This is a genomic window from Paenibacillus lutimineralis, from assembly GCF_003991425.1.
Lineage (GTDB): Bacteria > Bacillota > Bacilli > Paenibacillales > Paenibacillaceae > Fontibacillus > Fontibacillus lutimineralis.
Window position 1 is genome coordinate 3,532,384 of record NZ_CP034346.1, and the last position, 26,359, is coordinate 3,558,742.

Genomic DNA, 26,359 nt, shown 5'->3' on the forward strand with positions numbered 1-26,359 from the left:
ATCTCCTATGCTCATGCGGAATAACGATACTTTTATTCTTTTTCAATGTCGCTCAAGATGAATCATATTGCTAACTCCTATCCTCCGATTTGAGACATTCTGCGAGCCGTGGGTGTATGTGAAATGTCTTGTTCATCTTGCAGAAATTTGGACATTTCATGATTTTCAGGCTTTGTACCGAGCGCATCGAGGAAAAGCTGCCGGATCGCCGCATCATCGCCGATCACGCTTCGTACTTGGAACTGCTCTGTCCAAGCAAGGCAAGGCTTGATATAACCGTCTGCTGTGAGGCGCAGACGATTGCACGTCTGGCAGAAATGCTCGCTTACCGGATGAATCAAGCCAAAGCTGCCTACAGCACCGTGCAGACGATAATTTTCCGAAGGACCATTCCCCCGGATGGTCGTCTCAGCCTCGTACTGCCATTGCTGCTCCGCACACACTTCCTCGACACGATTGAGCGGCAGGTACAAGTTCTTCCACTGTGAATCACTGTGGCCGATTGGCATATATTCGATAAATCGGACATGAATATCGCGGTACTGTGTTAACGTGATAAAATCCGCGATTTCGTCGTCGTTAATTCCTTTCATCAGCACAACGTTCAATTTGATCGGGCTTAAGCCAGCCTTCACGCAGGCATCAATGCTATCGAGCACTTTCCGAACGTCACCGCCGCGCGTAATCGATTTGAACCGATCCGGCCGCAGGGAATCCATACTAATGTTCACGCGTGTAAGTCCAGCTTCCTTCAATCGGGCGGCGCGCGGCGCGAGAAAGATGCCATTCGTCGTTAGCGCAATATCTTCGATGCCTGGGATGCTGGATATCATCGCCACAAGCTTCTCCAACTCTTTGCGAACAAGCGGCTCTCCGCCGGTGAGGCGGATCTTGCGTATGCCCATCTCCGCGACGACGCGTACGACATCGACAATCTCTTCGTAGGTAAGGATATTGTCCGTCGGTTCAAATTCCATGCCTTCCTCAGGCATGCAGTAGATACAGCGCAAATTACAGCGATCCGTCACTGAAATGCGCAAATAATTATGTTGACGTCCGAATGGATCGACTAAGCGAGACATTGTCATCGTTACACACTCCTTACAGATGGAGGATCGGCTCTCCTCACACCTTAGTTATTTATCGCTGTTTACATCTTCTGACGGTATGTCGCTGAGCAGCGGTCGTCCGTCAGGATAGGTCTGTTGGTTCAACTGATCCCCAATCCATTCGGATCCGTCTTCGCCATATTCTTTCTTCCAGATCGGTACGATCTGTTTAATCCGTTCAATGACATATTCATTCGCTTCGTAGGCTGCTTTGCGATGCGGCGAGGAGACGGCGATGACAACAGCGATATCGGAGATTTCAATACGGCCTACACGATGGGTCACCGCAACGACGGTATCCGTCCAACGTTCGCGCGCCTCCTGTCCAATTCGCTCCAATTGCTTCGCTGCCATGGACGGGTAAGCTTCATATTCAAGATATAAGGTGCGTTTGCCATAGGTAATTTCACGGACCGTGCCTAGGAATAACGTAATCGCACCTGCTTCCCGACGCATTACTTTCTCCGACACGACTCCCGGCTTGATTGGTTGATCGGTTATAACATATAGTGAGCCGCTCATACGGGCCTTCCTTCCTCTCCTATTTTGATTACAAGTGCTGACGCTGATAATCGCCGCTCTTCCTACCTTTCTTTTTCCAAATAGGTCAGTCCCAGCACAAAATGCGTCAGTTTCTCAAGATTCATCGTGATCGCTCCCCTCTCTATCCACCGCTGACTGGAGGCAGAAGGACCACTGTATCATGAGGCTCAATCCTATGTGTCTCATCTACGAATTGTTCGTTCACCGCGATCATCACATGATCTAGACGCAAATTAGGATAACGCTGCTTGAATTCTTCTAAGAATGCATCGACAGTCATCGGACCGAGATCGAGCTCCAAACTGGATGCGCCTAACTGTTCACTCACATGGGCAAAACATAATATTTTCAAAAGATCACCTTCCTATATGACATAGCGATGATATAACTTCTTGGCTACCAGCGGTTCGGAAGTGCCATGAACCAGCGCGCGACCATCCTGGAAAATAACGAGGCGATATTCCCCGTCTTGAATTTGCAGCAGATGAGGATTTGCCTTTACGTCCGCATGCAACTGCTCCACATGCCAAGCGACCGCTTGCAGATCGAGCGGCTCTTGGCGCGGATACCGTACCCAAACGGAGGTTCGACCGCACAGCACTTCAGCTTGGATCGCCGACTCGTGCTTCAAATACGGATAGCTTGGATCGTTCCCACACGTAGGGCATGCATGGCGCTTTGCCGATCCATTGAGTCGTATCGCTTGATGCGTATTCGACCACAGATCGAAGACCGTAAACCGATTCGACATCTGATCTCGGTTCCTAGACAGCCACTTGAGCGCTTCGGCCGACTGCATCGATACAACCATCTGTACCGTTGGCGCAATAATGCCTTCCCGATCGCATGATGTGGAGCCAATCGGCATCCGTTCCATCAAGCAATGCAGGCAAGGCGTCGTACCTGGAATAAAGCTGCATACGGCGCCATAACTGCCAGAGCAGGCCCCATAAATCCAAGGAATCTGGTAGCGATAAGCAACATCGTTCAATATATACCGAATCGCAAAATGATCCGTCGCGTCAAGGATCAAATCCACTTTGTTACTCTTCAACATTACTCCACTCTACATAGTCGCGATCGATAATCGTGATCGTGCCAACACCCGAGCGAGCGAGCGTTTACGCATTACCGGAGCCGAGCGCGCCCGCACCTACGATCAACACATGCGCATCCCCCAAGGCCTGTTGGCCAGCAGCACCAATCGACCGGAAATTCTGCTGTCTGCTATACCGATCCTGAGACATCGCTGCTCCCCCCTTCTGTTCATTGATCAAAGCCGCACTGACAACCGCAAAACCGTCCATCCCAGAACGGCGAAAATACAATATTGGCTGTGGTGCGTGAAGTACCACTGCCAATGTTTTGCCGATACTATGCATGAGCGGTAATGAATCATTCAAGACCTACAATGCGGAGTAGATCATCAGGTCGATTCAATCTGTATTTCGCGACAGTGCGTTCTGGTTGCTTGGCTCCCCACATCGCTATGGCGAAACCGATTTGAGCCCCGTTCGCGCATTGCTGATCATATACGGTATCTCCGACATAAAGCGTTGTTGTCGGGTCGATTCTGGTTTGCTCTACATATTTGATTAACGGATCAGGCTCAGGCTTATGCTTGGACGTATCATCTGCACAAATAATGTGCGAGAAGTACTCACTAATACCGTGCGGCATAAAGTCGAATTTGAATTCCTCGCGTGTTTTAGACGTAACAACACCCGTATGGATGCCTTTTCCGGCCAACTTTTTAAGCATATCTTCAATCCCGGGATAGAGGGTCATCAGATGAGTATTCCTTTTTACATAAAGCGTCAGCTTTGCAGCAGCATGCTTTACATCCGGAACCCCCAAGGAGTTCATACTATTCTCACTAGTCATCCCCAATACAGGAATCAATTCTTCACTGGGGTACTCCATGTTCTTTTCTTCTCTTAAAACCTGCTGCAAGGCTAGAATGATCGCTTGGTCCGAATTAAGAAGAGTCCCATCCACGTCAAATATAACGGCATGAATCATATTAAAAACCTCCTTTTTTCTTTCACAATTCCCGCTAAAAACCCATTAGTAATTCAATATCATTTATCGTATAATAATAGGAAATTCCTATCATCATAAAGCAACACATAAGGAGGAAGTCCAGTGGAACTGAAGCAATTGGAATACTTCATGACGTTAAGTCAAGAACTGCATTTTACCCGTGCTGCCGAAAAACTAGGTATTACCCAGCCCTCGCTTAGCCAGCAGATTCGTTTGCTGGAGCATGAGGTCGGCATGCCTCTCTTTGATCGTGTCGGTAAAAAAACAATGCTTACCCAAGCAGGCAAAGAATTACAACATCACGGCTACAATGTGTTTCATGAACTCTCACAAGCGCGTGCAGTAATCAGTGAACTGCAAGGCTTAAAGCGAGGTACATTGAAAATTGGCGCGCTCTTGACCGTTGTCAATTACTTGCTGCCTCCTACGGTGATGGGATTCCATAACAGTTACCCCAATGTAGAGCTTTCTGTGCTTGGGCTGCGAACCGGTGATATCTATAACGGACTGCTGCAAAATGAGCTTGATCTGGGAATTGTTTTCTTGCCAATGGAGCATGAAGATCTTGAAACCATCCCGCTTTATAAGGAAAGTCTTGCCCTTGCGGTAGCTGTAGATCATCCCATCGCCCAAGCAGCGTTTGTGACGCTTGATATTTTAAAGGAAACGCCCTCTGTTCTATTGCCGAATACTTATTTCTTACGGCAAGTCATTAATGAACAGTGCCGATCACTGGCATTCACGCCCCAACCCGTGCTAGAAATGACAACAATGGAATCGATCATAACAATGGTTGGCAAAGGGGTCGGTGTTACTATCTTGCCAAAAGGTTATTTGGATTATATTGACAATCCACATATTTGCACGATTCCGCTTAAAAATCCGGTACTCACTACGCAAATTGGTGTCGTATATCGTAAAAATAAACATTTATGTGCAGCCAGTCGTGTATTTATGGAACAATTAGTTTCAACTGTTAAAAGCAGAAACTTTTAAGCAATTCTACTTCCTGTAACGTAACAGACGTTAAGTGTTTCGCGATGAAAGCCACGCCATCACATCCGAGGCATTCCGCTCTGGTTGAAACCCTGGATAAAACCGGGGAGCGCATCCCATCCTTCCAGAGCGCCGCCGATTGCGGGACTAGTACGCGGATACGCGTAGACAACGGTTAAGCCGCCTTCAGCAAGATCAACAGTAGAACCATCAGTTGCAGCCAGACCGATACTGGGGAGATACATAGCTTTTATAAACCAACTCATTCCCCTTATTAAGAGTCCGATAGTTCAGTTCCAATGTATCGAGCAAATGTGCCAAAATGGTATTTGAATGCGCTAGCAGAGACATCTGATCCATCATTTGATCTGGATGTTGGACATATCTACCTGGTTCGATTTCATCACTACAATATTCAATCAGCTTTTTGATGCTGTCATTGCTGCTCTCCAGATGAAATTGCAGCCCAATCACATGACCTCTATACTCGAATGCCTGATTAGCGCAACCAAGACTGATTGCAGCCGTCTTGACTTCATCAGGTAATTCAAACGTATCTCCATGCCAATGAAAAGGAACATACTCCTTCGGGAATTGTTTGAAAAATACAGAATTCTGAGACTCTTCAGTCATTTTTACAGGATGCCAGCCCATTTCCTTATAGTGATTTCTGTATACTTTTCCGCCAAGCGCTTCAGCAATCAGTTGCGCGCCCAAGCATATGCCGAGTACCATCTTCCGCTGCCGGATCGTTTCTTTAATAAACGCCTTTTCGCGGACAAGCCATGGAAACATCTCCTCATCGTACACCCCCATCGGGCCGCCCAAAATGACGAGCATATCGAACTCCGACTGAAGTGGAAAATGCGTGCTTTCGTACAATAAAGTGCCCGTTAACTTATAGCCTTTGTCCCTAGCCCAATCCGATATTCGTTCAGGCGATTCGAATGGAACATGCTGCAAGTAATGAATTCTCATCTTATTCCACTTCCCTAAAGTATTCTTTCGTTTTGTTCAGTGCAAAAAGAAATTGCTCTACATCCTCTTCCGTATTATATAAATAAAAGCTGGCACGAGCCGTAGCACTGGCTCTAAAATGTCTCATCAACGGTTGACAGCAATGATGCCCGGCACGAATCGCTACGCCGTACGAGTCCAAAACCGTAGCCAGATCATGCGGATGGATCTTGCCCAAATTAAACGTCACCAGTCCAAACCGACCTTCCTCCGGACCATACATCGTTAAATGTTCGATTTGCTTCATTCGTTCTACCGCATAGCTGGTCAATAGCTTGTCATGCGCTTCGATGACATCCAAACCGATTTGCTCAAGAAAATCGATGGCCGCGCCTAAGCCAATTGCGCCTGCGATGATCGGGGTACCCCCTTCGAACTTCCACGGCAGCTCTTTCCAAGATGCATCATGCAGGCCTACATAATCGATCATTTCTCCGCCGAATTCGATCGGCTCCATTTGCTCGAGATACGCCTTTTTTCCATACAACACGCCAATACCAGTCGGCCCGCACATTTTATGTCCCGAGAAGGCATAAAAGTCACAATCCAGCTCTTGCACATCCACCTTGATATGGGGAATGCTCTGCGCTCCGTCTACCATGACGACCGCCCCATGCTTATGGGCGATTGCCGCGATTTGCTTCACTGGATTGGCAACACCCAATACATTGGAAATATGTGAAACAGATACGAGTTTCGTGCGATCTGTGATCGTTTTCTCTGCTTCTTCGATCGAAAATGTCCCATCGGCTTGCAGCGGTATATATTTCAATACTGCCCCCGTCGCCTTTGCTGCTTGCTGCCAAGGAAGAAGATTGCTGTGGTGTTCCATAGCGGAGACAACAATCTCATCGCCCTCTTTACATATCGCTCGTGCATAGCTGCTGGCCACAAGGTTAATAGATGAAGTTGTCCCGCGCGTAAAAATAATTTCCTCAACCCGTTCTGCATGGATAAAACGGGCAACTTTCGCCCGCGCACCTTCATAAGCCTCCGTTGCGCGCGAGCCTAACGTATGAACACCCCGATGGACGTTCGCGTTATCTCGTTCATAAAATTGTTTCAAGGTCTCTATCACCTGAATCGGTTTTTGAGTCGATGCCGCGCTATCCAAATAGACGAGCGGATGACCATTAATTTTTTGACCCAATATAGGGAAAAGTTTTCTTAGGTTAGAAGTATCCAAAACCATCACCCCTATTGCTGATTTTAATCAATGCCTGATAATGAACGCTGATCGTCCTTTCGATATCCTCGTCGGAATGAGCAGCTGACACAAAATTCACTTCATAAGGCGTTGGAGCCGTTAAAATGCCAAGATCCAACATGGCTGCATAATACGCCTTAAATAACTGCATATTCGAACGTTTGGCTGAATCGTAGTCAAAAACCTCCTGCTCCGCAAAAAAAGCCGAGAACATAGAGCCGACCCTGTTTGTTTTTAGCGGTATGCCTGTCAGTTCGGCATTTTGTGTAAAACCTTCTGCCAATCTGGCCGCTTTTCTATCCAACTCCTCATAAAATCCTGGCTCTTCAAGCAATTGCAAGGTTCTATACCCGGCTGCCATGGCGAGCGGATTGCCTGATAATGTGCCCGCCTGATAGATGGATCCAACAGGAGCAACCTGTTCCATAATCTCACGTTTACCGCCGTAAGCGCCGACGGGCAACCCGCCTCCAATGATCTTGCCAAGACAGGTAAGATCCGGATCGATTCCATACAGCCCTTGCGCCCCATGAAAACTTACGCGATATCCTGTCATTACTTCATCAAAAATAAGCAAGCTGCCATACTGCTTCGTAACCTCGCGCAGCCCGTGGAGAAATCCGGGAGCTGGCGGGATGACCCCCATGTTGCCCGCAACAGGCTCGACGATAACAGCAGCAATTTGTTCTCCATATTGTTCAAATAGGAAGCGGACGCTGTCCATGCTATTATAGGGCGCTGTAAGCGTATGGGCAGCAACACTATCGGGTACTCCCGGACTATCCGGCAATCCCAGGGTAGCGACGCCCGAGCCTGACTTGATCAATAGCGCATCGGCATGTCCATGGTACCCGCCTTGAAATTTTACGATTTTTTGCCGCTTTGTATACCCTCTTGCCAATCGCAATGCGCTCATCGAAGCTTCCGTACCGGAATTCACCATACGCACCATTTCAATGGACGGTATACTTTTGCATATCCATTCAGCCATTTTGATTTCAATCTCCGTCGACAAGCCAAAGCTGGTTCCGCGAGACGCTGCTTCCTTGATCGCCTCTACCACTTCAGGATGAGCATGACCAAGGATCAAAGGCCCCCACGATCCTATATAATCTATAAATTCGTTGCCGTCGATATCGAATACGCGCGCCCCTTGACCTCTTGCTGCAAAAACAGGCGTTAAATCGACCGATGAAAATGCGCGAACAGGACTATTGACCCCACCAGGTATCACTTTTTTGGCTTGTTCGAATGCCGCTATGGAACAGGAATCCTTTCTTTTTGCGCTGAGATTCATAGAATAGATGCCCCCCTTTTAACTAAATCGCTCTGGCTTCGATAACTACCTTGATGTTTTTTACAGTTAAATCTTGTGGTCCTCTTACAGGCAAACCGACTTCCAGATGCTCACGAATGTATTGGATATGTTGTTCCGCGATGACTTCCCCAGGCAGTAAAATAGGAATACCCGGGGGATACACATAAACGGACTCTGCCATAATGCGCCCGGCAGATTGCTCAAAAGGAATAAGTTCGACCTCCCCATAAAAGGCATCTCTCGGCGTCAAAGCAAGCAGCGGAATTTCGGGTAATTTGACATCAATGGCTCCAGCTTCCGCTTTTGGGTTTTGATGAGCTTTGGCAAGTTCAGCTAAACCATCCAGCAAGCAAGCTACCGTTTCTGTCGAATCACCTGGTGTGATTAAGCAAAGAATGTTGTACAAATCGCTCAGTTCTACTTCAATATTGAAATGCTTACGCAGCCATTCTTCTGCTGCATATCCGGTAATGCCTAACTTTCGGACATGTACGGTAAGCTTCGTAGGATCGAAGTCAAAGGCCGCATCCGTCCACAGAATCTCCCTGCCAAACGAAGCCAGACCGGGAATTTGGTTGATTTGGCCTCTGGCGTATTCTGCCAGTTGAATCGCTTTTGCTGCCATTTCCGAGCCGTTCATAGCAAGATGTTTCCGTGCTGCGTCTAGGGAAGCCAAAAGAATATAGGAAGTGGATGTTGTTGTCAGCATGCTAAAGATGGTTTGTACTTTTTCACGCTGAATGAGCCCTTTTTTGATATGGAGCAACGAGCTTTGTGTCAACGATCCGCCAAGCTTATGCATGCTTGTTGCAGCCATATCTGCTCCAGCCTGCATGGCAGATAACGGAAGCATGTTATGAAAGTGAAGCAATGCCCCGTGCGCCTCGTCGACAAGTACTGGTATGCCGTAATCATGAGCTAAATCAACAATGGCTTTCAGATCGGTGCATACACCGAAATAGGTTGGATTGATTACCAGCACCGCTTTGGCGTCCGTATGCCTTTCAATCGCTTTCTTCACTGAACGAATAGAGATGCCATGGTCGATCCCCCATCGTTTGTCTCTTTCAGGAGTGACAAATACAGGCTTGGCTCCGGCAAAAATGATTGCAGATAAAATCGACTTATGCAGGTTGCGCGGCACAATAATTTTATCGCCCGGCCCACACACAGACATGATCATCGTTATAATCGCACTGCTCGTTCCTTGCACCGAAAATAATGTATAATCTGCGTCAAAGGCATGAGCAGCCATACGCTGTGCTTCGTCGATCACGCCAGTAGGCTGATGCAAATCATCCAATGGCGCAATATTAATCAAATCGATAGACAAGGCATTTTCACCCAGAAATGTTTTAAACCCGTATTCCATCCCTTCTCCTTTTTTATGGCCTGGTATATGAAAAGGAATCGGGTTTCGACTCGCATGTTCTATCAAAGCAGTAAACAACGGTGTACGACGATGATCCATCCTATTGTTCAATTCCTTTCGAAACGAGATATCAAAATCAATATCATTAATCATAAATTGAGCCGGATCATTGTTCAATCCAATTAATTATATAATAACGATAGGATTTACCTATGATAAAGAAGAAGGAAATCAAGCCAGATGCAAGGATGGCGTTCATCCACTGCCATTCTAGACTTTGAATGAGGAAGTATGTTCGGGGCATTCTTGGAGTGAGGCTTCGTGGGTAAGATACTTTTGGATCATCTTGCAATAATGAGGCGCTGCTATATCGCCGGTATTCGGGAGAAAATGAATGCAACCTAGACAGGGTTCCGATACAATGAGATGCCCCTCCTTTTGCAAGGTAGAAATAATAGAGCCAAGCCCTATCTCGAAATGCGCCAGCAACTCCTCCGGAATAGGCTGGAGCGCATCATCTAGCAGATGTCCCCAATTGTCAAGCTTGTTAACGATCTCCCTTCCCTTTGAAGTTAAAGAGAGCAAGGTCACTCGACGATCTTCGGCTTTTTGCGATTTATTGATCAGTTCTCTTCTCACTAATCCATTGAGTATTTTCACAGCCGTTACATGAGTCGTACCGATCGTATTGGCGAAGTTGCCTACCGTGGCCACATCGCTTCGTGTGTAAGCTGCGAACAGCAGTGCCTGGATTTGTACAGAGGATAATCCCAGGGTATCGCTTTCGGCCTGTGTCACTTTTTTGATCGCCTGGGACATTCGGAACAAGGCCATGCCGATGCGCGCTGAGCGATTATCCTTTCGATGCTGAGGGTCAAATATCATTGCTTGTCGTACCTTCCATATTCATTTTACTTACCTCCGACGGTGCCCCGTAACTGCGGGATAGTTGTCTCTTATATATTACATGCAAAATAAGTCGAATAAAAGCAGATTCAATGAAATGTGTTGACAAAAAAAGGCCCCGCTAGGGGCACCTTTTTTGTGATGTTTAACCTTTTACGTCCTCGAGACTTGCGCCGAAATTGATATGATAGACATTTCCGCCAATCACCAAGGCTGGAACGGATTTAACACCCGCCTTCTCCGCTTCTTCGATCCGGTTTCGCGCTGTACCGAGATGCACAATTTCCGTAGTAATCTTTGATTCGTCAAGATAATTAACCACCACTTGCGCCGCATCTACACAAACGGGACAACCTGCATGATAAAAAACTGCTTGTGCCATTGACATTCGCTCCTTTAACTTTTATGTAGCTTTGCTACTTATTATAAGTATAAAAAAGGATACGAGCATGATCAATCTCAAATTGCTTATCGTTATCATAGGTAAATGTAATGGTTATTCAGCCGTTCCTCTTTTGGAACTCAGTCAGAAAATCCGCCAGCGCTTTGCAATGCTCATAAGGTACCGCATTATAAATGGAAGCTCGGAAATGCCCCGCGTCTCGATGGCCTTTTAATCCCATGAACCCTTCTTGCTCCAGTTCAACCAGCAACTTATTCTCCATCTCTGGACTGGATGCACGAAAGGTAACGTTCATCATCGATCTGCTGTCCTTATAAGCCAATCCTTTATAAAATCCGCCGCTATTGTCGAGCACATGATAAAGCAGCTCCGCTTTCTGCTGGTTGCGGACAGCCATACCTTGTACGCCGCCCTGATTCACAATCCACCGGAGCATAAGGTTCACCATATACACAGAAAAAACGGGCGGTGTACTGTAGAGCGAATGATGGTTGACATGTGTACGATAACTTAATATACCGGGAATCGTTTCCGGAACGCGCTCCAGCAAAGAGCGGCGGACAATGACGATCGTAACGCCTGCAGGTCCCAAATTTTTCTGAGCGCCTGCATATATCAATGAAAATCGGGATGCTTCAATGGGTCGGGACAAAATATCGCTAGACATATCCACGATTAAGGGAACATGTCCGGTATCAGGGAAGCTGCGGCATTGGATGCCGTCAATCGTTTCGTTGGATGTGAGATGGACATACGCCATCTCCTTCGGAATATTCAAGTTGCTTAGATCAGGCATCTGTTTGTAGCTTTGTTTCTCTCCGCTTGCCAACACGAGGGTCTGCCCTATTTTCTGCGCTTCTTGCCACGCTTTTCCCGACCATGTCCCACAGTGTACATACCCCGCTATTTTTCCTTCTGTTAAAAAGTTGATCGGTACCATCGAAAATTGCAGGCTTGCCCCTCCGTAAAGAAATAAAACCTCATAATCTGAAGAGAGCCCCATCATCTCTTTAATCAACTGTTGCGCTTCATAGTGAATGCCTTCGTAAGCTTTGCTTCGATGGGAAATTTCCAGAATGGATGCGCCAATCCCTTGATAATTTCGCAATTCTTCTTGTGCTTCCTGCAATACTTCTGCCGGCAACGCTCCCGGACCGGCATTAAAATTATAGGTATTAGCCATAGCTCATCACTCCTGTAGACCTTCATATAAAGGGAATTGCAACGTGATTTCCTGCACAATTCTTCGTATTTGCTCCTTGATGTCAGAACGCTCTGGATTTTTAAGTGCAAGTCCAATAAGCCGAGCAATTTCTTTCATTTCTTGGGGTCCCAGTCCTCTTGTTGTCATAGCTGGAGTCCCGAAGCGAATGCCGCTCGTCACAAGCGGGCTTGCCGTATCATGAGGAATCGCGTTTTTATTCGCTGTAATCCCCACTTCATCGAGTATGCTTTCAGCTTCTTTCCCGGTTAATCCTATCGGGCGCAGGTCGAGCAAAATAATATGGTTGTCCGTCCCTTCCGATACAACAGTTAACCCTTCATTTAATAATGCCTCAGCCAATACTTTGGCGTTAATCAGCACTTTTTCGATATAAGATTTGAATTCGGGTTGCAACGCTTCGCCGAACGCAACCGCTTTTGCCGCAATGGCATGCATAAGAGGACCGCCTTGCACTGCAGGAAAGATCGCTTTATCAATCGCTTGTGCCCACGGCTTGCGGCACATGATGATGCCGCCTCTTGGACCTCGCAGCGTTTTATGCGTTGTCGTCGTAACAAAGTGCGCGTGCGGAATAGGACTAGGATGCAATCCTGCCGCGACAATTCCCGCAATATGCGCCATATCTACAAAGAAAAGCGCTCCTACTTCGGCTGCGATTTGAGCAAACGGCTCAAAATCGATCGTTCGCGGATAGGCGCTGGCGCCAGCAACGATCATACGCGGGCGGTGCTTATGCGCAAGTTTTCGCACCAACTCAAAGTCAATGCGAGCCGATTTTTCGTCCACGCCATAAGGCAGAAAATTGTAGAATCTTCCGGAAAAATTAACCTGGCTCCCATGTGTAAGATGGCCGCCATGAGATAGATCCATGCCTAAAATTGTAGCCCCAGGTTCAACTGAAGCAAAATAAACCGCCATATTTGCCTGAGCGCCGGAGTGAGGCTGCACATTGACATGATCGGCGTCGAAAAGTTTTTTTGCACGTTGAATAGCTATATCCTCGACCCTATCCACATATTCGCAACCGCCATAGTATCTTCTTCCCGGGTATCCTTCGGCATACTTATTGGTCAATACCGACCCCGTTGCTTCCATAATCGCTCGGCTTACAAAATTCTCCGAAGCAATCAGCTCTATTTTATTCTGTTGCCGAGTAGCCTCTTGCCAAATGGCGTTCGCAATTGTTTTGTCCTGTTGTTCCAATAATTTCATAGACATCTTCCTTTCCACCAACGCGTTGCAATAGCAACGATTTTCATGATAGTATATCAATCAATGGATTATAAATAACTATCCATAAACCATTCATCTGAACAATCCATAATTTCAAAATAAATGTTGGAGGTGAATCCGATGCTCAAAGTGAACCGAGATGACGAACGTCCCATTTGGCAGCAGTTGCTTGACCAAGCGATCCATAATATTACGACCGGAAAATGGCCGCCTGGTGAATTATTGCTCCCATCCCGCGAGCTTGCGCAACTGATTGGGGTTTCCCGTTCAACCATCCAAATTGTGTATGAGGAGCTATTCAGTCGCGGATACACCGTAACCTCTCGCCGCGGCGGAACAAGAGTTAGCGAATGGACATATAAGCCCCACTCTGTAGACGAAGTTCCAGCCCAAGGACCTGTTCTGCCAGAATTGCCGCTATTAAACAACGCCATCGGCCATTTGCATAGCTGGTTCGGAAATAAAGAACATGACAGAGATGAGATCGATTTCAGTCCCCATGAACCGTATTTAGATGAGCACTTTCTAAATAATTGGCGGCAATCCTTTTTACAGGCTTCCACAGAAACAGACCTGGACAGTTGGGCCTACGGCGACGCCTATGGATTCCTGCCGCTGCGAGAACAGATTCAAAGATATTTGTCGCTTGAACGAGGCGTTCATGTGGAGGTCGATCAAATTCTGCTGACCTCAGGCGCACAACATAGCCTTGATTTAATCGCCCAAGTCCTGTTGCATGAAGGAGCCATCGTTTCGGTCGAAGATCCCGGCTTCCCTGCTGCCTGGATGGCGATGAAGTACCGGCGAATGCAAGTTGTATCTGTCCCGGTCGACGAGCATGGGCTATGTGTAGACGGCATTCACCCTGAATCCAGACTTGTGTATGTTACGCCATCGCATCAATGTGCGGTTGGCGTGATTATGTCGGAACCTCGCAGGCAGCAATTGCTGCATTTGGCTGCGGAGCAGCAGTTTTGGATCGTTGAGGATGATTATGACAGCGAATTTCGCTATCGCGGCGACCCGCTTCCCACTTTGCTCAGTCAGCGGCCTCAGAACACGTTATATATGTTGAGTTTTTCCAAAATCATCGCTCCCGGTATTCGGATGTCGGCCCTCGTTGGTCCCAAAGAGGCCATTCGTCAGCTCGCTCGCGTCCATGAACTAACCTATCGTCATCTTCCGATTATGGAGCAATTAACGCTCGCCCATTTTATCGAACACGGTCACTTCATGCGCCATATGAGAAAAGTGCGGAATATATACCGGCGCAGACACGCAGCCATGACGAAAGCCCTCATTTCGACAGGTTTGAGCGAACACTTCACGCTAAGCGGCGCAGAAACAGGGCTGCATATGCTGCTTGAAGCTGAGCCATCGTTTGACGAGGCTGCCGTGACGAACCTGGCGCTGGAAAGAGGAATCCGTATCTATCCGCTCAGCCAGTATGGTTTGGAAAGCACGCGACAAGGCTGGGTGCTGGGTTTCGCTAAAGTTGATGAAGCGACCATTAAAGAAGGGATTGAACGCCTGGCAGAGATCCTTTTAAACAAGTAGCTCTGCCAGCGTTTGATTATAGGGCAGCTCCGTCTGCGCTGCCATCCCGTTCTTCCAACACATTGCTCAGAATGCCGATCGCTTGATCGATCTCATCGCAGGTTACGTATAAGCTCGGCATAAAACGGATGACGTGAGTTCCCCCCGGTAAAACAAGCAGTCCGTTCTGATGCAGTTTCTGAATGATCGGCGCAACAGGTTCTGTAAATTCAATGCCTATCAGCAGTCCTAGCCCTCGAACGGCACGAACGATAGAATAAGCTTCCAAATTTTTTTTTAGTTTGGATAGGGCATATATCCCCATATACTTTGCCCGTTCGCAAACTTCGTCCTCCACTAGCATTTGAATGGTCGCCAGCCCTGCTGCCATGGGAAGAGGTGAACCGCCAAACGTGGAAGCATGACTGCCGGCCGAAAAGGCCTCTCTTAGCTTCTCCTTCCCCATCATCGCCCCGATCGGCAAACCGCTGGCCAATCCCTTCGCTAGTGTAATGATATCCGGCTCGATGCCATACTGCTCATAAGCAAACAGGCTCCCCGTTCTCCCGATTCCGGTTTGCACTTCATCGACGATCAGGAGAATTCCTTCCTCTTCACATAGCTTAGCCAGCTCAAATACGAATTTGGGTTCGGCAAGATGAACGCCGCTCTCCCCCTGCACCAACTCCAGCATAATAGCCGCTGTTTTGGGCGTAATGCTATTTCTTACACTCTCAATATCATTAAAGCGTGCATGCACAAACCCTTCCGGCAACGGTAGGTAACCATCCTTGACCTTCTCTTGTCCGGTAGCTGTCAAAGTAGCCATTGTGCGGCCATGGAACGATTGTTCAAACGTAATAATCTCGTAGCGGTTATTTCCCAGCACACGCTGGTGATACCGGCGAGCGCATTTGATCGCCGCTTCGTTTGCTTCAGCGCCGCTATTGCAGAAAAACACAAGATCCGCACAGCTGATGGTCACAAGCTTCTCGGCAAGCTCTTCTTGAATCGGGATATGAAACAAATTGGACACATGCCATAATTGATCCATTTGCTCTTGAATCCGCGTTTTTACCCGCTCCGGGACGTGACCCAAATTACAAACCGCAAGTCCCGCCATAAAGTCCAAATACGATTTCCCTTCATCATCCCATAAGGTTGTCCGATGCCCTCTCACCAGTGTGAGCGGGAACTTATTATAGGTAGGAAATAAATAACTTTTTTTCAGGTTAACCACCGCTTTCTCATACACTGTTACTTACCGCGTTCCTGCATCCGTTCATGCTCCTGCAAACTGGATATTTCAATTCCTTTCATTGGCGTCCCCAAGTTTTTCGATACACTAGCGATCAACGTATAATCTTCATAGTGTGTCGTGGCTTCAACAATCGCGCGCGCAAACTTCTCAGGGCTATCCGACTTAAAAATACCTGATCCTACAAAGACGCCGTCAGCGCCCAGATGCATCATTAGCGCTGCATCGGCTGGTGTAGCCACCCCACCTGCGGCAAAGTTGACTACCGGCAGCTTGCCGGATTCGTGAACCTGCAGCAGCAAGTCATACGATACGCCGTGCAGTTTCGCTTCGTGGTACAATTCGTCTTTAGACAAACCCTGCACTTTGCGAATTTGACCGTTGATCAAGCGCATGTGACGTACCGCTTCCACTATGTTACCTGTCCCTGGTTCGCCCTTCGTGCGAAGCATGGCGGATCCTTCCTGAATGCGGCGCAGCGCTTCGCCAAGGTCTTTAGCACCACATACAAACGGAACGGTGAATTCATTCTTGCTAATATGGAAAACTTCGTCTGCAGGCGTCAGCACTTCACTCTCGTCGATATAGTCTACGCCTAACGATTCGAGCACTTTGGCTTCTACATAATGGCCGATGCGGGCTTTGGCCATCACCGGTATCGATACAACCTTCATTACCTCTTCCACAATGGTCGGATCAGCCATGCGGGCTACTCCGCCAGCTGCGCGAATATCGGAAGGCACGCGCTCCAGCGCCATAACGGCTGTCGCTCCGGCCGCTTCTGCAATCTTGGCTTGCTCGGCATTCATCACGTCCATGATGACGCCGCCTTTTTGCATTTCCGCCATCCCTCTTTTTACCCGCTCTGTACCTGTGTTCATGTTCGTATTCATGTTCACGCCTCCTGTTATTTTTGTTCGGCTCGTTGTACATCACTGAGCCGGTATTGCTTCTTACGAAACTTCCCATGAATCAATAAATGTGCAGCCAACCCCGCGACAAGTCCCCAAAATGCGCCGCCGACGCCAAGCAAGGTCACATTTGCAGCTGTTGCTAAAAACGTAATCAATGCGGTCTCACGTCCCTTTGGCTCCGTTAAAGCATTAGCGAGACTGCCGCCAATGGTACCCAGCAATGCCAATCCTGCTAATGTAGCGATGAAGGTTGCAGGAAGAATTAAAAACAGCGCAGCCAACGTCACGCCAAAAATACCGACAATCGTGTAGAAAATGCCGCAAGCAATGCCTGCAATATAACGCTTTGACGCATCCTCATGCGCGTCTTTTCCTGTGCAAATCGCTGCTGTAATGGCTGCCACATTAAAAGCATGCGAGCCAAACGGCGCTGTAAGGAGTGAGCCCAAACCCGTTACGGTCAAAATCGGATTCGCGCTTGTCTTGAACCCGTCATTGCGTAATACGAGCATACCGGGCATGTATTGTCCTGTTAAAGTAATCATAAACAGCGGCAAGGCAACACCCAATAAAGCCTGTAATGAAAACTCCGGAGCGACAAATACTGGTGATGCAATGGCCAATTGGATGTTGCTGAAATCTGCTTTTCCCGTCAGGATCAAATAAAGCAGTCCGATAACCAAAATACCCACAATAGCGTAACGGGAAGTAAACCGTTTTAGCACGACATAAGCAACAAACAGCACAACGACAAGCAGCGGATCCACTTTCGCTCCGCCAAAGGCTGAAATGCCAAACTGCAGTAAAATACCTGCCAATAGCCCAGAAGCGATGCCCGGCGGAATAAGCCGGACGAAACGTTCAAACATGCCTGATAAACCTAAAACAACAAAGCCTGCCGCAGAGATCATATAGGCGCCAACGGCTTCCGAATACGGGGTTACTGCTAAAGCCGATACGAGAAATGCCACGCCTGGCGTTGACCAGGCTGTAATGATCGGTTCCCGGTAGCGATAGCTTAGCCAGATCCCAGTTATACCCACGCCAATGGAGATCGACCAAATCCAGGAAGCGGTCATTTCGGGACTTAATCCCGCGACTTTTGCCGCCTGAAACACGAGAATAAATGTTCCGCCGTAGTTGACGATAACAGAGATTAAAGCTGCGATTGTCGGTGATATAAAGTCGCGGCCACGCCGCGCGGTTATTGATGTGTTCATATTATTTCTCACCCCCTTTTACTCGTCCTGACGTGCATTTTCGTCCCAGTAATAGCTGTCCGGCAAATAACGCTCTCCGAATACTTTTGTCCCTACGCGAATGATTGTCGCTCCTTCCTCAATGGCTACCTTGAAATCACCGGACATGCCCATCGAGAGTACGTCCATTTCTACACGGGGGAAGCTTTTTTCCTTAATTTGGGCTTGTATGGATTTCAAAAGCCGGAAGCAATCCCGGGTCTCCTCGTTTGTCGCATTCAGTTTGCCAATCGTCATCAGACCTTTTATATTTAAAGTTTCAAACTGGGACAGTTGTTCTACCAACTCTAGTGCTGTTTCAGGAGAAGCCCCGAATTTACTTTCCTCGTAGGACGTATTGATTTGCACCAAAATATCCATCGTCTTGTTCTCTTTGATGAGCTGCTGGTACAGGGCCTGCCCCAATTTCAAACGGTCCACAGAATGAATGAGCGTCACATATTTGACGACATCCTTTACTTTATTGGTCTGCAAATGCCCAATAAAATGCCACTCCACCCGATTATATTGCTGCATAAGCGGGAATTTGTCCCGAAGCTCCTGGGCTTTGTTTTCCCCAAACAGAACCTCCCCCGCCTGCATCGCCATTTGCAATTTTTCAAGCGTTACCGTTTTGGTCGCTAGCAATAATTTCACGTCCTCGGTTTTACGCCCCGATGCTTGGCAAGCTAATTCCATCTGCTGTCTTACGCTTTTGAGATTCTCTTCAACTAAATTGCTCATGGCTGCGCCCCTCCTTCTTCACCACGCTCGTCAAAAGAAATTTCCCGCACGCGCTTGATTTCCGGTATCGCGAGTAAGGACTCCATTACGTTCCTTGATGCTTTTTTATCGATTTTTAAAATCATGACTGCCGAACCGCCAATTTCGTTTCTCCCCACTTGCATCGTGGCAATATTTATGCCGCTATCTCCAAGTAATGTTCCCACCCGTCCAATGGTGCCGGGCATATCCTGCTGTGAAATCAATAAAACATATCCTTCAAATGGAAGCACAACCGGGTAGGGACCAATTCGGACAAGACGTCCGCCAACGCCGGGCAGTAATGTCCCTGTCACCCATCTCTCCTCGATGGTCGTCTTTAGTCGAAGGGTAATCTCGCAGGACGCGCTCTCGGTGAACAACGATTTTCGTACCGTAAGGTGAATGTCACGCAGCTTCGCCAAGTGAATGGCATTGACGATATTGACCTGTTCCGTACTGAGATGGTGAGATAGTATCCCTTTGAGCACATAAGGGATGAGCGGCGATGTGTCCAAATCCGCAAGTTCGCCTGCGCATTCTACCGTGACTTCTCGGATGGCGCCATCTGTCATCTGGACAAGCGATCTCCCCAATTGTTCACACAAGGTGAACCAGGGCTGTAATTGATTGAGCAGGTCGGATGGAACGGTCGGCATATTGACTGCATTTTTAAACGGTTCTTCTCGCAGGATATGAATCACTTGTTCAGAAACATCAACAGCGACATTCTCTTGCGCTTCCAAAGTGGACGCGCCCAAGTGCGGGGTAACGATGATTTTGGGATGCCTTAGGAATGGGTGATCCGGCGCCGGAGGCTCGTGTTCAAATACATCGAAGGCGGCGCCTGCCACAATCCCTTCATCGAGCGCTTCAACAAGCGCCGACTCGTCAATAATTCCCCCGCGCGCGCAGTTGATAATCCGCATTCCCCGTTTCATGACATCGAATTGCTGCCTCGCAATCATATGATGCGTTTCATCCGTCAGCGGCGTATGCACCGTTATAAAATCAGCTGTCCGTATGATGGTATCTACGGTCGCCAGCTTGATCCCCAGTTTTTCCGCCCTTTCCTCCGATAGAAAAGGATCGTAGCCAATAAGGGTCATGCCAAACGCCGCTGCGAGTTTAGCTACTTCGATCCCGATACGGCCCAGTCCAAGCACGCCAAGCGTCTTGTTTCGCAATTCAACGCCAAGGAATGATTTTCGATCCCACTGCCCAGCAACGGTTTTGGTATAGGCTTGCGGAATATGCCGGGCGAGTGACATCATCATCGCAAAGGTATGCTCGCACGTCGTGACCGTATTGCCGTCGGGTGCATTGACCACGACAATCCCTCGGCTTGTCGCAGCATCCAGATCAATGTTGTCCACCCCAACTCCTGCCCGACCTATGACTTGCAAGCGAACGCCTGCCTCTATGATGCGCTTAGTCACTTTCGTTTGAGAACGGACGAGCAGCGCATCATAGGAATGAATGACAGAAATGAGCTCCTCTTCGCTCAGCCCCGTTATTTTGGCGACCTCCACATCTTCAGCACGCGTCAACTGCTGCAATCCAAAATCACTTATTGGATCTGACACCAGAACTTTAAACATGATCTTCCCTCCCTCTCTATGCGAACACTGTACGATAGTGAATGCGGGCTTGTAGTCTGTATACCCACGTGTTTGAGTAACACAACGTCAGTTTATCAAAGTATGGTTTGTTTCTATATATCCAAAAACGATGTATTTGAGCAATCCATAAAACCCTGTGGATTCTCAAGTCCCATCATCCCAGTCTTGAAGGTAGAAAAAAAAACACAAGAATCACCAGGATTCCTGTGGTCTATTTTTATTATGAACGGGTTGCGTTCTCCTCCTGAATCGCTCCGGCAAACTTATCCAGCGCCTTCAGCAGCAAAGCGCGCGGACATGCCAGATTCACGCGCAAGTAACCGGCTCCTTGTTCGCCGAATACGGAGCCTTCGGTGAAGGCGACGCCCGCCTTGTCGAACATGAGCTGCTTCAGCTCCGCAGGCTTGTCCGAGATCGCCGTACAGTCCAGCCATACCGTATATGTTCCTTCCGGCGACATCGCCTTTATCTGCGGTAAATGCTCCTTCACGTAGGCGAGCAACGCATTGCGATTGCCCTCCAAATAGACGAGCAACTGGTCCAGCCATTCGTCGCCGTGCGCATAGCTTGCTTCGGTCGCAGTTAATCCAAAGTACGACTCTATATGGATGTACAGCGTTTTGAGCGCCGTATTGTATTTATCCCGGATATCCTTGCTCGGTATGACAACAGCCGCCGCTTGTAAGCCCGCCAAGTTGAACGTTTTGCTCGGCGCGATGCAGGTAATGGAGTGCTGCGCGCATACCTCGGACAAGGAGGCATATGGTACGTGCTTATGCCCGGAGAAGACGAGATCTTGATGAATTTCGTCCGCGACGACAAGCAATCCGTGCTTTGTGCAAATTTTCGCCACCCGCTCCAATTCCTCGCGCGTCCACACGCGTCCGCCCGGATTGTGCGGCGTACACAGCAGCAGCACTTTCGCCCCGGCTGCGGCCTGCTTTTCAAGCAGCTCGAAATTCATCTCGTATCGGCCGTCCCGAATGATTAGCGGATTGTTCACGACCTCCCGCCCATTCATTCGAATGACATTGTAGAACGGATAATAAACCGGCGATTGCAAAATAATGCCGTCTCCCGGCTGCGTGAACGTCTGCACCGCCAGACTCAGGGCAGGCATGACTCCTGGGCTGGATGAAAGCCAATCTTGCTCGATTCGCCACCCATGGCGTCGCGACAGCCATCCGACAATCGCATCGTAATAGCTTTGCGATCGCATCGTATACCCGTAAATGCCATGCTCCGCTCGATGTTTAATTGCCTCTACGACTTCCTTCGGGGGTTCGAAGTCCATGTCCGCCACCCACAAAGGCAAAATATCGGAGCGCCCGAACAGCTTCTCGGATTGATCCCACTTGTAAGAGGCTGTCCCCGTCCGGTCGATGCGTTTGTCGAAATCGTATTTCATGCGTTTTCCTCCAATCCGTTTTTCCTGCTGATTTCCTGTTCCGCAGCCTCGATCGCTTGCCGCAGATCCTCCAAAATATCGTCCGCATGCTCGAGTCCGACGGAAAACCGCAGCAGCCGGTCATCCACGCCGACCGCGCGGCGAATTTCTTCCGGAATGTCTGCGTGCGTCTGCACCGCCGGGTATGTCATAAGGGATTCTGTGCCTCCCATGCTTTCCGCAAAAGCGATCAGTTTAATGTGGCGCAGGATCGGCTCGATCGTACGGGCATCCTTCATTCTGAAGGAGAAAATGCCCGTATTGCCGGACGACTGGGCCTTCTGAATCTCATATCCGGGGTGATCTGGCAGCGCCGGATAATAAACCTCTTCCACGGAAGGATGATCCTTAAGCCATTTTGCGACCTTCGTTGCGTTCGCCTGATGACGCTCCATCCGCAGCGCCAGCGTCTTCATGCCGCGTATCAGCAGCCAAGAGTCCTGGGGAGCGAGCACTGCGCCGATCGATTTGTGCAGGAACGCCACATCAGCGGACAGCTTCTCGCCCTTCGTCACGATGAGACCCGCTAGTACGTCGTTATGGCCGCCCAAATATTTGGTTGCGCTGTGAACGACGATATCCGTTCCAAGCTCGATTGGCCGCTGGAAAAACGGTGTCAGCAGCGTATTGTCCACAATCGTGAGCAGACCGCTGCGCTTCGCCCATGCCGCAACCTTGGCAATATCCGTAATTACCATCAATGGGTTGGTGGGCGTCTCGAGCAGCACCGCCTTCGTATTCGGCTTGCGGTGCGATTCAAGCGCATCCAGATCTTTCATATAGACATAGGTCGCCGTCACGCCGAATCTGGACATCACCTGCTCCAGCAGACGGTAGGTTCCCCCGAACAAATCGAGCGACACGAGCAAATGATCTCCGGTACTGAACAAGGAGAAGACGATCTGCAGCGCGGCCATGCCCGAGCTTGTTGCGAAGCCCGCATCCCCGCTTTCCAGATCTGCCGCCGCCGCTTCCAGCACGGCGCGCGTCGGGCTTTTCGAGCGGGAGTAATCGAAGCCTGTGCTCTGCCCAAGGCGGGGATGCCGAAATGCGGTGGACGGATAGATCGGGAAGCTTACCGCTCCGGTCTGAGGATCGTTCTGCGATCCAATTTGAGCCAAGCGACTCTCAATTTTCATCATGACTCATGTGCCTCCTAACGATGAAATCCAATCCTCATCATGTCAAGCTTCCTTCCCCTGAATCGATTCCTTTCCAACTAATACCGATCCAAGCCTTAACCAGGTAGCCCCTTCTTCGATCGCAACTTCGAAATCATTGGACATTCCCATGGAAAGATGTTCCACAGGATAGAAAAAAATATCTCTTGCATTAAGTTCATCGCGTAATCGTTTCAATTCTCTAAAAACCGGTCTAGTCGCTTCAGCATCGAGCTCGTATGGAGCCATCGTCATCAGCCCCACGACTCGAATCTGTTTCATCCGCGCAACTTCCTGCGCAAATGAAAAGAAAGCTTCCGGAGAAAGTCCTTGTTTACTTTCCTCTCCCGAAACGTTAACCTGAATAAAACAATTTACGACGACATTCAAATCAGCAGCCTTCTTCTCTATTTCTTTCATCAAAGATAAGCGGTCTAATGAATGTATATACTCGAATTTACCGATAACATCTTTTACTTTATTGGTTTGCAAATGACCGATAAAATGCCACGTTCCTCGTGGATGAAAGGCCTCCCATTTAGATTGAGCTTCTTGCGTACGGCTTTCGCCGACATGGCCTATACCAGACAACAATACTTGCTCCACGGTTTCCATCGTCGTATATTTCGTCACAGCTATGATCTGGATCTCCTCTTCGCTTCTGCCGCATCGCCCGCAAGCTTCGCGGATGCGATGTTCGACCGTGAACAGACGATCTTGTAGATTCATTGGATCACTCCTCGTATCTTAAGTTCAGATTGCAAAGCCAAAAGCGGCGATCGTACTGTCGTCACTATTTTTTGCCCATTTCGCGAAAGGAGGCTTCGGCCGCCTCAAGCGTGTCGTCGATATCCTGTTCCGTATGGGCCGTCGTCAGAAACCAAGCTTCGTATTTCGACGGTGCCAGATTGACGTTGCGATCGAGCATATGCCGAAAAAAAGCGGCAAATGCTTCGCCGTCCGTATCCTGCGCCTCATCATAATTGGTGACTGGATGATCGCAAAAATGGGTGGACAGCGAGCCGCGAATGCGATTGATCGTCAACGGCACGTCATAGCGATATGCCGAAGCCTGCAATCCTTCCGCGAGCTTAGCCGAAAGGCGATCCATTTCCTCATAAACGCCTTCGCCCTGCAGAACCTCCAGGCAAGCTATGCCGGCTGCTATTGAAGCCGGGTTGCCGGCCATCGTACCCGCTTGGTAAGCGGGGCCGAGCGGTGCGACCTGCTCCATAATTTCCTTACTGCCGCCGTAAGCGCCGATCGGCAGCCCGCCGCCGATGATTTTACCGATCGCGATCAGGTCCGGTTTAATAGCCTCGTGATTGGCAATGTCGGCAAACGTTTGAGTGGAGCCGTAATGGAAGCGGAAAGCGGCGATGATTTCGTCGTAGATGACGAGCGAACCGTTATCATGCGCCATTCGGCAAAGCCCTTCGAGGAAGCCAGGTTTCGGCATAACCATACCGAAATTTCCGACGATCGGCTCGACTATAACGGCAGCGACATTTTCGCCACATGTATCCAGCGCTTTACGCAATCCGTCCAAATCGTTGAACGGAACGGTAATGACTTCCTGCGCGATGCTGAACGGCACACCTGCACTATCCGGCATCCCCAGTGTGGAAGGCCCAGATCCCGCCGCAACGAGCACAAGATCCGAATGGCCGTGGTAGCAGCCAGCAAATTTGATGATTTTACTCCTGCCCGTATAAGCGCGTGCGATGCGGATCGTCGTCATGACCGATTCGGTGCCGGAATTGACGAAACGGACCTTTTCCATGGAAGGGATGGCTTCTTTGAGCATACATGCCATTTTTATTTCGAGCTCGGTAGGTGTGCCGTATAGCAAGCCGTTCTCAGCGACGCGCGTGATCGCCGCTGTGATGTGAGGGTGGGCATGTCCAGTAATGATCGGGCCAAAGGCCGCCAAATAATCGATGTAGCGGTTGCCGTCTTCATCCCAGAAGTAAGCGCCTCTGGCCCTCTTCATAAATACGGGTGCTCCGCCGCCCACCGCCTTAAATGAACGAGACGGGCTGTTGACGCCGCCGACGATATGCTGAAGTGCTTCCCGGTAAAGCTGTTCAGAACGAATACGATTCATTATGGATTCAATTCCTTTCTTCATTGCAGAATACGCGCCATTAGCGACGTGAATAAACGAAGTTTCATGGATGGGTGTTTGGCCAGGGACAGACGACATTGCAGATTCATTGCCTTACGTGTTGCCTGTAAGTCTTTCTCGAGAATCCGTCTCGGTTCCCGCCAAACGTTTTAGAAACGTATTTCTCCAATTCAAGGACAATTCTTCCACTTCGAGGATTTGTCTGATGCCCTCGATATTATCCTTCTCTCGGTGCATAATCCGATTGGCAAATGAAACTGTAATTTCCTTAGGATGACGATGAAGAAGCGATAGTCCGTCGTCTTTAGAGACAACCCCCTCTGCCAGGACGCGGAAGTAAAATCCTGTGTAGCCCGTTTGTTGTACCTTCAAGAGCATATCCGGTACACCGTGCCTAATCGTCAACTTGTAACAAGGCTGTCTCGGCTGACTAACTTGAACGATTGCTTTACCAAGCTCAAAAACGTCCCCAATGCAGACATCGGTTTCCAACAAGCCTCTTATCGTTAAATTTTCCCCTAAGGCGCCATACTCTAACGGTATTTTCAGCTCATTTTCCCAAAATGGGTAGTGCTCGTAAGGATAGGCGCATACAGCCTTCTCCCTGCCTCCATGATGAACGAGATCCCCCTGCCCATCCCCTTCAAAGTTTAGATAAGATAAATACAAAGCTTCGGATATAGCCGTTTTGAATATCCCCGTAGAAACGTCTTTCTTCTGAAACTGGACCTGTGTGGGCATGCCCACATTTAATGAAAGAATTTCAATAGATGCCATTCGAATCACCCCGCTCTAAGATTTTGATCAACAAGTTTGTCAAAGCGACTATAAACCACGTTCCTCGGCTCTTTTGAACATCGACTTTCCTCTATGCGAAAACTGTACGGCATTGCATAGAAGAAGAATACTATGCTAGTATATC

The 26,359-nt window shown here is 48.7% G+C and carries 25 protein-coding genes and 1 pseudogene; 2 read left to right on the forward strand and 24 right to left on the reverse strand.

The window, feature by feature from the left end:
* Positions 1-77: 77 nt before the first annotated feature.
* From moaA to EI981_RS15545, 5 genes and pseudogenes are all read right to left on the reverse strand, one after another.
* On the reverse strand, positions 78-1,088 hold the full coding sequence (moaA, locus tag EI981_RS15525) for a GTP 3',8-cyclase MoaA (protein WP_126999623.1): 1,011 nt from the start codon (positions 1,086-1,088) through the stop codon (positions 78-80).
* Positions 1,089-1,136: 48 nt separating this feature from the next.
* The gene (locus EI981_RS15530) at positions 1,137-1,631 is read right to left on the reverse strand and encodes a molybdenum cofactor biosynthesis protein MoaE (RefSeq protein WP_126999625.1); all 495 of its coding nucleotides are present in this window, start codon (positions 1,629-1,631) and stop codon (positions 1,137-1,139) included.
* 142 nt (positions 1,632-1,773) lie between these two features.
* Positions 1,774-2,004, reverse strand: a complete 231-nt coding sequence (locus EI981_RS15535) for a MoaD/ThiS family protein (protein ID WP_126999627.1) — start codon at positions 2,002-2,004, stop codon at positions 1,774-1,776.
* Between the two features lie 12 nt (positions 2,005-2,016).
* Positions 2,017-2,899, reverse strand: a pseudogene (locus tag EI981_RS15540) (ThiF family adenylyltransferase).
* Between the two features lie 148 nt (positions 2,900-3,047).
* On the reverse strand, positions 3,048-3,674 hold the full coding sequence (locus EI981_RS15545) for an HAD family hydrolase (RefSeq protein ID WP_126999629.1): 627 nt from the start codon (positions 3,672-3,674) through the stop codon (positions 3,048-3,050).
* A 123-nt stretch (positions 3,675-3,797) separates the two neighbouring features.
* Here EI981_RS15545 and EI981_RS15550 point away from each other — a divergent pair, with 123 nt between their 5' ends.
* Positions 3,798-4,691 (forward strand): LysR family transcriptional regulator, encoded by an 894-nt coding sequence (locus tag EI981_RS15550; RefSeq protein WP_126999631.1) that lies wholly within the window; start codon positions 3,798-3,800, stop codon positions 4,689-4,691.
* A gap of 59 nt (positions 4,692-4,750) precedes the next feature.
* Here EI981_RS15550 and EI981_RS15555 read toward each other — a convergent pair whose 3' ends face one another.
* The 9 genes from EI981_RS15555 to EI981_RS15595 all read right to left on the reverse strand — a co-directional run bounded on the left by EI981_RS15555 (position 4,751) and on the right by EI981_RS15595 (position 13,351).
* Complete coding sequence (locus EI981_RS15555; protein WP_227011451.1) at positions 4,751-4,936, reverse strand: thioredoxin domain-containing protein; 186 nt, start codon at positions 4,934-4,936, stop codon at positions 4,751-4,753.
* Positions 4,902-5,669: a type 1 glutamine amidotransferase gene (locus EI981_RS15560; RefSeq protein ID WP_126999633.1), complete on the reverse strand. Its 768-nt coding sequence runs from the start codon at positions 5,667-5,669 to the stop codon at positions 4,902-4,904. The genes EI981_RS15555 and EI981_RS15560 overlap by 35 nt, the downstream gene beginning before the upstream one ends.
* Before the next feature lies 1 nt (position 5,670).
* Positions 5,671-6,900 carry a cysteine desulfurase gene (locus tag EI981_RS15565; protein ID WP_418789005.1) on the reverse strand — a complete coding sequence of 410 codons (1,230 nt, stop codon included), beginning with the start codon at positions 6,898-6,900 and terminating at the stop codon, positions 5,671-5,673.
* Positions 6,881-8,212, reverse strand: coding sequence for a glutamate-1-semialdehyde 2,1-aminomutase (gene hemL, locus EI981_RS15570; RefSeq protein ID WP_126999637.1), 1,332 nt, complete (start codon positions 8,210-8,212; stop codon positions 6,881-6,883). Before hemL ends, EI981_RS15565 begins: the two co-directional genes overlap by 20 nt.
* Before the next feature lie 22 nt (positions 8,213-8,234).
* Positions 8,235-9,704 (reverse strand): aminotransferase class I/II-fold pyridoxal phosphate-dependent enzyme, encoded by a 1,470-nt coding sequence (locus tag EI981_RS15575; protein ID WP_126999639.1) that lies wholly within the window; start codon positions 9,702-9,704, stop codon positions 8,235-8,237.
* Between the two features lie 171 nt (positions 9,705-9,875).
* Complete coding sequence (locus tag EI981_RS15580) at positions 9,876-10,490, reverse strand: MarR family winged helix-turn-helix transcriptional regulator (RefSeq protein ID WP_126999641.1); 615 nt, start codon at positions 10,488-10,490, stop codon at positions 9,876-9,878.
* Between the two features lie 166 nt (positions 10,491-10,656).
* On the reverse strand, positions 10,657-10,893 hold the full coding sequence (locus EI981_RS15585; RefSeq protein ID WP_126999643.1) for a thioredoxin family protein: 237 nt from the start codon (positions 10,891-10,893) through the stop codon (positions 10,657-10,659).
* Positions 10,894-11,011: 118 nt separating this feature from the next.
* A complete protein-coding gene (gene serC / locus EI981_RS15590) occupies positions 11,012-12,097 on the reverse strand; it encodes a 3-phosphoserine/phosphohydroxythreonine transaminase (RefSeq protein WP_126999645.1) in 1,086 nt (361 codons plus the stop codon).
* 6 nt (positions 12,098-12,103) lie between these two features.
* Positions 12,104-13,351, reverse strand: coding sequence for a serine hydroxymethyltransferase (locus EI981_RS15595; RefSeq protein ID WP_126999647.1), 1,248 nt, complete (start codon positions 13,349-13,351; stop codon positions 12,104-12,106).
* A gap of 141 nt (positions 13,352-13,492) precedes the next feature.
* On the opposite strand from EI981_RS15595, the gene pdxR reads away from it, so the two are divergent.
* Positions 13,493-14,929 (forward strand): MocR-like pyridoxine biosynthesis transcription factor PdxR, encoded by a 1,437-nt coding sequence (pdxR, locus tag EI981_RS15600; protein WP_126999649.1) that lies wholly within the window; start codon positions 13,493-13,495, stop codon positions 14,927-14,929.
* 16 nt (positions 14,930-14,945) lie between these two features.
* Here the strand turns inward: pdxR and EI981_RS15605 are convergent, their stop codons facing one another.
* From EI981_RS15605 to EI981_RS15650, 10 genes are all read right to left on the reverse strand, one after another.
* A complete protein-coding gene (locus tag EI981_RS15605) occupies positions 14,946-16,163 on the reverse strand; it encodes an acetylornithine transaminase (protein ID WP_227011452.1) in 1,218 nt (405 codons plus the stop codon).
* Between the two features lie 2 nt (positions 16,164-16,165).
* Entirely contained in the window at positions 16,166-17,047 is an 882-nt protein-coding gene (pdxS, locus tag EI981_RS15610) for a pyridoxal 5'-phosphate synthase lyase subunit PdxS (RefSeq protein ID WP_127004729.1), read from the reverse strand.
* Between the two features lie 26 nt (positions 17,048-17,073).
* Complete coding sequence (locus EI981_RS15615) at positions 17,074-18,300, reverse strand: benzoate/H(+) symporter BenE family transporter (protein WP_193556376.1); 1,227 nt, start codon at positions 18,298-18,300, stop codon at positions 17,074-17,076.
* 18 nt (positions 18,301-18,318) lie between these two features.
* Complete coding sequence (locus tag EI981_RS15620; RefSeq protein WP_126999651.1) at positions 18,319-19,062, reverse strand: YggS family pyridoxal phosphate-dependent enzyme; 744 nt, start codon at positions 19,060-19,062, stop codon at positions 18,319-18,321.
* A complete protein-coding gene (gene serA, locus EI981_RS15625) occupies positions 19,059-20,681 on the reverse strand; it encodes a phosphoglycerate dehydrogenase (RefSeq protein WP_126999653.1) in 1,623 nt (540 codons plus the stop codon). The genes EI981_RS15620 and serA overlap by 4 nt, the downstream gene beginning before the upstream one ends.
* 241 nt (positions 20,682-20,922) lie before the next feature.
* Positions 20,923-22,110: a MalY/PatB family protein gene (locus tag EI981_RS15630; protein ID WP_126999655.1), complete on the reverse strand. Its 1,188-nt coding sequence runs from the start codon at positions 22,108-22,110 to the stop codon at positions 20,923-20,925.
* Positions 22,107-23,288 (reverse strand): PLP-dependent transferase, encoded by a 1,182-nt coding sequence (locus EI981_RS15635; protein WP_269467558.1) that lies wholly within the window; start codon positions 23,286-23,288, stop codon positions 22,107-22,109. The genes EI981_RS15630 and EI981_RS15635 overlap by 4 nt, the downstream gene beginning before the upstream one ends.
* A 45-nt stretch (positions 23,289-23,333) precedes the next feature.
* Positions 23,334-24,038 (reverse strand): YggS family pyridoxal phosphate-dependent enzyme, encoded by a 705-nt coding sequence (locus EI981_RS15640; protein WP_126999659.1) that lies wholly within the window; start codon positions 24,036-24,038, stop codon positions 23,334-23,336.
* 64 nt (positions 24,039-24,102) lie between these two features.
* Positions 24,103-25,416, reverse strand: a complete 1,314-nt coding sequence (locus EI981_RS15645) for a glutamate-1-semialdehyde 2,1-aminomutase (RefSeq protein ID WP_127004733.1) — start codon at positions 25,414-25,416, stop codon at positions 24,103-24,105.
* 114 nt (positions 25,417-25,530) lie between these two features.
* A complete protein-coding gene (locus EI981_RS15650; protein WP_126999661.1) occupies positions 25,531-26,214 on the reverse strand; it encodes an MOSC domain-containing protein in 684 nt (227 codons plus the stop codon).
* Positions 26,215-26,359 lie beyond the last annotated feature (145 nt).

Bases quoted from the DNA above. Each gene is read 5' to 3' on its own strand.
- EI981_RS15595 (WP_126999647.1), bottom strand. From the start codon at position 13,351: ATGAAATTATTGGAACAACAGGACAAAACAATTGCGAACGCCATTTGG.
- pdxS (WP_127004729.1), bottom strand. From the start codon at position 17,047: ATGAACACAGGTACAGAGCGGGTAAAAAGAGGGATGGCGGAAATGCAA.
- EI981_RS15645 (WP_127004733.1), bottom strand. From the start codon at position 25,416: ATGAATCGTATTCGTTCTGAACAGCTTTACCGGGAAGCACTTCAGCAT.
- moaA (WP_126999623.1), bottom strand. From the start codon at position 1,088: ATGACAATGTCTCGCTTAGTCGATCCATTCGGACGTCAACATAATTAT.
- EI981_RS15650 (WP_126999661.1), bottom strand. From the start codon at position 26,214: ATGGCATCTATTGAAATTCTTTCATTAAATGTGGGCATGCCCACACAG.
- EI981_RS15630 (WP_126999655.1), bottom strand. From the start codon at position 22,110: ATGAAATACGATTTCGACAAACGCATCGACCGGACGGGGACAGCCTCT.
- EI981_RS15565 (WP_418789005.1), bottom strand. From the start codon at position 6,900: ATGGTTTTGGATACTTCTAACCTAAGAAAACTTTTCCCTATATTGGGT.
- EI981_RS15580 (WP_126999641.1), bottom strand. From the start codon at position 10,490: ATGATATTTGACCCTCAGCATCGAAAGGATAATCGCTCAGCGCGCATC.
- serA (WP_126999653.1), bottom strand. From the start codon at position 20,681: ATGTTTAAAGTTCTGGTGTCAGATCCAATAAGTGATTTTGGATTGCAG.
- EI981_RS15635 (WP_269467558.1), bottom strand. From the start codon at position 23,288: ATGAAAATTGAGAGTCGCTTGGCTCAAATTGGATCGCAGAACGATCCT.
- EI981_RS15615 (WP_193556376.1), bottom strand. From the start codon at position 18,300: ATGAACACATCAATAACCGCGCGGCGTGGCCGCGACTTTATATCACCG.
- EI981_RS15555 (WP_227011451.1), bottom strand. From the start codon at position 4,936: ATGTATCTCCCCAGTATCGGTCTGGCTGCAACTGATGGTTCTACTGTT.
- hemL (WP_126999637.1), bottom strand. From the start codon at position 8,212: ATGAATCTCAGCGCAAAAAGAAAGGATTCCTGTTCCATAGCGGCATTC.
- EI981_RS15575 (WP_126999639.1), bottom strand. From the start codon at position 9,704: ATGGATCATCGTCGTACACCGTTGTTTACTGCTTTGATAGAACATGCG.
- serC (WP_126999645.1), bottom strand. From the start codon at position 12,097: ATGGCTAATACCTATAATTTTAATGCCGGTCCGGGAGCGTTGCCGGCA.
- EI981_RS15585 (WP_126999643.1), bottom strand. From the start codon at position 10,893: ATGGCACAAGCAGTTTTTTATCATGCAGGTTGTCCCGTTTGTGTAGAT.
- EI981_RS15560 (WP_126999633.1), bottom strand. From the start codon at position 5,669: ATGAGAATTCATTACTTGCAGCATGTTCCATTCGAATCGCCTGAACGA.
- EI981_RS15530 (WP_126999625.1), bottom strand. From the start codon at position 1,631: ATGAGCGGCTCACTATATGTTATAACCGATCAACCAATCAAGCCGGGA.
- EI981_RS15620 (WP_126999651.1), bottom strand. From the start codon at position 19,062: ATGAGCAATTTAGTTGAAGAGAATCTCAAAAGCGTAAGACAGCAGATG.
- pdxR (WP_126999649.1), top strand. From the start codon at position 13,493: ATGCTCAAAGTGAACCGAGATGACGAACGTCCCATTTGGCAGCAGTTG.
- EI981_RS15640 (WP_126999659.1), bottom strand. From the start codon at position 24,038: ATGAATCTACAAGATCGTCTGTTCACGGTCGAACATCGCATCCGCGAA.
- EI981_RS15545 (WP_126999629.1), bottom strand. From the start codon at position 3,674: ATGATTCATGCCGTTATATTTGACGTGGATGGGACTCTTCTTAATTCG.